The organism is Gammaproteobacteria bacterium, assembly GCA_028819075.1.
GTDB lineage: Bacteria > Gemmatimonadota > Gemmatimonadetes > Longimicrobiales > Gaopeijiaceae > BD2-11.
This window is the reverse complement of the sequence record JAPPMM010000025.1, coordinates 1-5892: the sequence shown is the minus strand read 5'-3', so window position 1 is coordinate 5892 and position 5892 is coordinate 1. Positions and strand designations below refer to the sequence as shown.

Sequence of the window (5892 nt, the reverse complement as noted above, 5' to 3'; positions counted from 1 at the left end):
CTTCGACATGCCGGAGACCGCACACCTGGATGGAGCCTCGTCATTCGTCTTCGCCATCCCCGCACCCCGAGGATGGGACAACGCTATCGGGAGCATCCGGCTTGAGGGACCCGGTGGGACCGCAGTCCTGGACCACGAAACCAGCCGGAACACGATCATCCTCCGGGACCCGGTCACGGGGGCGGTGCGAGCCGTGTTGGACGCCCCGCCCGACTCCGAGTGGCCGGGATTCGACATCGTCGTCAGCCGCGGCCTGCCAGATGCCGTGGTCAGGAGACGATGATGGGGGTCGCCACACTTGGACCTTGAGCACCATCGGGTTCGCTCACGTGACGGTCGCCGCCGTGGAGCGCGAAGCCGCGACGGCCTCGGGAGTCTCGGATCGGCATGGGGCGTTCGTGGTGCCGGGGGCACCGGCGGGCGGGCCGGTTCGCGTTGAGGTGTCGCATTCGGCCTACCGCCACAGGGTTGCCGGGGAACTCATACCGCCGGGCTGGTGTAACCTGTGGCGTAAGTCGTATAGGGCTCCGCAGGAAGAGTGGAGCGGAGCTGCTCACCAATTTGCGAAGGGAGAAAACGAATGACCAGCAACGGCAGGATCACCGCAGGTTTCGTCGGAGTCGGCATGCTCACTGGCTTGCTGGCGGGTTGTGATGAGAGCATCGCACCGGAGCCGATGACCGAGGAGGATGCCATAGCAGTCGCCGCACTCATTGGTGGCGTGTCCGCCGGCCCGCTGTACGACGAGGGGGTCGCGGTTGCCGCAGGAGCGCAGGAAACATTCGATCTTGAAGCGGAGTGCCCGGCAGGCGGCTCGGTGAAGCTGTCGGGGACGATCGATGGCGACGACAGCGCCACCAAGATTGATGCGACCGCAACGTATGGCCGTTGTGACGATGGCCGTATCGCCGTCTCAGGCAGCGTTGATGAGCTGCACCATTTGCGGCACGATGTCTCGGACGGCACCGTTCACCTTGCGGGCCACGTCGATTGGACGGGAAGCGTCGATTGGGCGAAGGCCGACGGGAGCAGCGGTTCTTGCGAAGTGGACGTAAGACTCGAAGCTACTGCCGAGGTGAACATCGAGACCGGAATCTGGGAAAACGTGGATGGTGGGATGTCGGGGACGGTCTGCGGGGTTTCGGTCGAGGGTGAAGTGGGCGATTGGTGGCTGGACGCTCTATAAGGGCTCACTGTGCCCGCGAGAGAATTGCGTTGAGTGCGCCGGACGGGGGTGGAGTTGGGCGACGGTGGGATCTCCCGCTCCACCCCGTTCACGGTACCCGTTCAAGTGCCTTGCAGGGCAAAGCAATGCCCGGTCCGCGAATCGGCACCCAAACCGCCGGGATGGCCCGGCAGAAGGAGTGGGATCCGATGTCCGCAAGAACCCGCTTCGCGCTTTCCGGGCCGGGCGATGTCCCCGACGGTCGCGAAGAAACGGTCGGCGGGCGGGTGGCCGCCGCCCGCGACTGATAGATTGACAGGTGTCGCTGACAACTTGCGGTGTCACTGTTGAACCAGAGCCCGGGGTCTCAATCATGCGTATCCTCATCATCGACTTGGAGAGGGCGGCTATGTCCATGCGCCCGTGGTAACAACTACCGCGCTTCTCGCGACCGCGATCGGTCAGGCCACGCTGTCGGGCGTGGTGCGCGACAGCGTCGACCTTGAGCCCATCGGGTTTGCTCATGTGACGGTCGCCGCCTTGGAGCGCGAGGCCGCGACGGTGTCGGGAGTTTCGGACCGGCATGGGGCGTTCGTGGTGCCGGGGGCGCCGGCGGGTGGTTCGGTTCGCGTCGAGGTGTCGGCATTCGGCTACGCCACCTGGACGCGCGCGTTCGAGGCCCTGCCAAGCGAACCCGTCCGGGTTCTGCTGAGTCCCGAGCCCATCGCCCTGGAGGGCTTGGAAGCAGTTGTGGGCGGGCGCGCGGGCGACCCGATCTCGCTGTCGCGGGACGCCTTCGTGATCGATGCGGCGCTGATGCGGACCCTGCCCACGATCCTGGAGACGGACGTGCTGCGGGCCACGGCGGTTTCGCCGTCGGCCTCCGCTGCCTCGGACTACACGTCCGTCCCGTTCATTCGCGGGGGCGCCAGCTACGGAACCCCGGTGTTGCTCGACGGAGTCCGCCTGTTCAACGCCTTCCATCTCGGAGGCTTTCTCTCGGCCATCAGCGCCGAGGCGGTCGAGCGCGCGACGGTGCTGCCGAGCGCGGGAGGGACGGGGATGACCATCGGGTCGCTGTCGGGCGCGATCGACATCGCCACCCGGGACGGCGCCCGCGACGAAATGCGCGTACTCGGCGCCCTCGGACTCGCGTCGTCGCGCCTCTCCGTCGAGGGGCCGGTTGGGGAGAACGTGTCCTACCTGCTGAACGGCCGCCGCACCTACATAGACGGCGTGACCCTGGCCCTGAGCAGGGCGGGGTTCATCTCGCAGCATGTTCCCTATTCGTTTCAGGATGTCCACGGCAAGGTCACGGCCGATCTCGGGGGCGTCCGCCGGTTGTCGGTCAGCGGCTACCTGAATACCGAATCCCTGGAGAGATTCGACCAGGACACGACGCACGCGCTGGAACTGGCGTGGGGGAACATCGCGGTCTCGGCGCACTACCGCGACAGGATCGGGGACGCGGGAATCCTGGACGCGAACCTGGGTTCGAGCCACTTCACAAGCGATCTCCTGTCGCTGGGGACGCGGCACGTTGGCTTGCCGGTTGTCCCCGGCGCGGCCCAGCCCGTCGACACGCTGGCCTTCGGCACCGGGGCGATGAGCGAGACCCGCGCCGACCTGCGCGCCACGTGGCATCTGGCGCGGTCCACGCTCGTGACCGGCGTGCAGGCGACCCGCTACAGCGGAATCCACGACTTCGAGCTGGCGGACGAGTTCATTTCGGACGAGGGCTTCTTCGTGTCGTCGTTCACTCTCGACGAGCAACGGTGGCGCCTGGCCGCCTATTCGAGCGTGGAGATTCCGCTGGCGGGCGGGCTCTCGACACGGGCCGGACTCAGAGCCGACCGCTTCGAGGGGCTGGCCACCACGCTGGCGCCCTTCGCGGAGCTCGGCTACGAGGCGTCGTGGTGGGACTTGAGGGTGTCCGCCGCGCGCTCCCACCAGATGCTGGCCTCGGCGCGGGACGAGGAGGCCGTCGGCGCGAGCTTTCTCGCCTACGACCTTCTGGTTCCCGTGGCCCGGGCGCCCGTGCCGAGAAACACGGAGGTCTCGGTGGGCTGGCAGGCTGCGCGGGGCGGGCTCCGCTTCAGGCTGGACGCCTACGCGCGCATGCTGGACCACCTCCGCCTGCCGCCGCTGGGCAAGCGGCCGTCGATACGCACCGCGCTGGCCGACCCGTCACGCTGGGAGGTCGCCAGCGGCACCGCCAGGGGAATCGAGACGACCACGAGTTGGATCTCCGACTCGGGACTCTCGATGCTCGGAACCTATCGCTGGGCCAGAGTGCAGCGGACGGTGGGTTTGCGGAAATACACGCCCCGGTTCCATCGCGAGCACGAACTCGAAGTGGGTACCGCGTACGCCCCCGGCGCATCGTCGTGGTCGGCCCGCTTCTCGCTGCGCTCGGGCCAGCCGGAGACGGAGGTGCTGGCCCTGGCCGCCGCGAACGAATACCACCGGGGGGAAGCGGAGCTCGTGGTCCTCGGCGGCGAGTACAACGCGGGCAGGCTGCCGCACTATATGCGCATCGACATCGGCTGGCGGCGCGACAGTCCGGTCTCATGGTTCGGCGGCGGAACGCTGACGCCCTACGTGTCGGTCGCCAACCTCTTCAGCCTTCCCAACGTCGTGGGATGGCGCGTGCGGCAGGACTTCGGCGACCTGGACGTAGAGAAGGTGTATTTGCCCCAACTGCCGATGCTTCCATTCTTTGGCGTGGATTTCCGGTTTTGAGCGCGCTCGCGGCCCGGCGCTCCGCGTTCGCGCTCGGTCCGGTCCTGGCGCTGTCGGCGTGCGAGCTCTTCCGACCGGCGGATTCCATCGAAGCCCACCCGGACGTCACCACCATCACCATCGTTCTCGAGGCCGGCAAGTCCGAGGCGCGTATCCTGGCCGTGCACCCCCACCGCCCGCAGGGCGCGGAGGCGCCGCGGATCACGGCGGTGCTGGAAGGACCCGGTTGGACGGCCACGTTCTCCGCGCAACCGGACCCGGAGTCGTGCGCGTACGAAATGCCAGTCTCGAACTGGCCGGGTCCGGCGCGCTGCTACGCAGCCGCTCTCCCCGAGGCCGTCCGGGCAAGCCGGAGCTACGGAATCCGGGGGACGGCACCGCTCGGTTCCTTCACAGGCGACATGACGATGCCCGCACCGCCGGTGATCGAGGATCCGGCGGACGACGTGCAACTGACGGCCGGTGGGGACGAGTGGAGCGTACCAATCCCGCTGGAATACAGGAAGGGCCCGGACATCGGCACGCTGATGGCCCACGCGGATTACTGGGAGATTCAGGAAGATGGCACGGAAGTGGGCCTCTCAGGTGCATACCCCCAACTGCTTGATGGCGACGCGGCGGACACCGTTCACCACATCCACGGCGGCCCGCTGGCCCATCGGCTGGAACTGAGGCTGTTCGGAATCGGCTGGCACTACACCAACTTCGTCGCGGAGTTCAGCGAATTCCCCCTGCCGCAGCCGTGGCCTGACTTCGGCATCGAGGGGGAAGGCGTCTACGGCTACTTCGACGGACTGACCCCGTCTTCGGACACCGTGGAGATTCGGGTCGTCCGCACGGGCTCCCGCCGGAGTCTCGGGACCATCCCGCCCGACGACAGGCATTGACCTAATCCGAGTTGTTGCTCTGGCGAATGCCGGGGGCTGGGACCGGATCGCAACGGCGCTGGGGAGCGCGCCCGCGACTGTGGCGGGCGGGATGGTCGGACGCCGCTACGGAGGGGGAGGCGTTGTTACTCCCCGTGGCCACACTCCGTGTGTCCCCTGCGGAGGCTGGCAGGCGCGGTGGCCTCTATATGACCCCCGCGGAAATCGTCGCCGCCGTGGCGGGTACGCGGATGGGGACCGCGCCGCTGGCCCGGACGGGAGAAGGGGATCGGGCCGCATGATCCTCTCCCAGGCGGTGGAGGCCGGTGGCAGATCAGGTTTCTGATCATGCCTGTTTCTGATCATGCCTTGGCCCGGGGACGAGGCGCTGATAAGCTGCCTTGATGGACCCGAAGGAGCGAAACGAGAGGCCGAGCGCGTTGAATCGAAGGATTACGATTGCGATGGCCGGAGGCGAGCCGATGCTGGTCTTCTGGCGTGTCCGGGATCTCGGTGAGGCCCTCAAGGCCGCCCACGACATGGGACTGCCCCTCACGAGCCCCCGCTCCGTGGCGGACACCATCCTTGGCCCGCTGGTGCCCCACCTCGCCGACGCGCCCGGCGAGGCATGACAACGCCCGATGCTGGCGGGAAGGCGCGGAAAGCGGTCCACCGAGAGCGATTGTTCAGTCGCGCGGTTGCGTCCCTGGACCGCCGCGACCTGCTGCTCTGGTTGCGGAAGTACACCAACGAACACCCCAACCCGACCGGTACGCGCGCCCGGGAAGCGCGCCTCTGGTTGCGCGAACTCGAACATGACGGCGGCCAGGAGGTACCGTAGGCGACCGGGGCGCTCGCTGGCGGTGAAGGTGCTGTCCGTCGTCGCCGCGTTCCGTCTTCTTCGGTTCCCGGACGCATCGGGACTCACCCCGTGCCCCGGCGCCCCCGTTTACGACCGTACTGGAGCGTGAAATCGACGTGGGGGGTCGATTCACACTTTGGCCCTCCGGCGATTCACATCTGCCGTCCTGCTTATCCCGCCGTGCGGCAACGTCTTGCAACCCGGCCGCCCGGTTGCCCGTGGCGCACGAGCGGCTGGGGCCGTGGCGGGAGCGACCC

6 protein-coding genes are annotated in these 5892 nt (G+C 67.7%); all 6 read left to right on the top strand.

What is annotated here, in order from left to right; translation table 11 throughout:
• On the top strand, positions 1 to 283 hold a 283-nt coding region (locus OXU32_06280; protein MDE0073572.1), incomplete at its 5' end, for a hypothetical protein.
• A gap of 297 nt (positions 284 to 580) precedes the next feature.
• A complete protein-coding gene (locus OXU32_06275; protein MDE0073571.1) occupies positions 581 to 1186 on the top strand; it encodes a hypothetical protein in 606 nt (201 codons plus the stop codon).
• 402 nt (positions 1187 to 1588) lie between these two features.
• Positions 1589 to 3907: a TonB-dependent receptor gene (locus OXU32_06270; protein MDE0073570.1), complete on the top strand. Its 2319-nt coding sequence runs from the start codon at positions 1589 to 1591 to the stop codon at positions 3905 to 3907.
• Positions 3904 to 4794 carry a hypothetical protein gene (locus OXU32_06265; protein ID MDE0073569.1) on the top strand — a complete coding sequence of 297 codons (891 nt, stop codon included), beginning with the start codon at positions 3904 to 3906 and terminating at the stop codon, positions 4792 to 4794. Before OXU32_06270 ends, OXU32_06265 begins: the two co-directional genes overlap by 4 nt.
• 419 nt (positions 4795 to 5213) lie before the next feature.
• Positions 5214 to 5405: a hypothetical protein gene (locus tag OXU32_06260; protein ID MDE0073568.1), complete on the top strand. Its 192-nt coding sequence runs from the start codon at positions 5214 to 5216 to the stop codon at positions 5403 to 5405.
• 50 nt (positions 5406 to 5455) lie between these two features.
• Positions 5456 to 5614, top strand: coding sequence for a hypothetical protein (locus OXU32_06255; GenBank protein ID MDE0073567.1), 159 nt, complete (start codon positions 5456 to 5458; stop codon positions 5612 to 5614).
• The last annotated feature ends 278 nt before the right edge of the window (positions 5615 to 5892 follow it).

Excerpts from the sequence above, each read along its gene's own strand:
- OXU32_06275 (MDE0073571.1), top strand. The coding sequence starts at position 581 with ATGACCAGCAACGGCAGGATCACCGCAGGTTTCGTCGGAGTCGGCATG.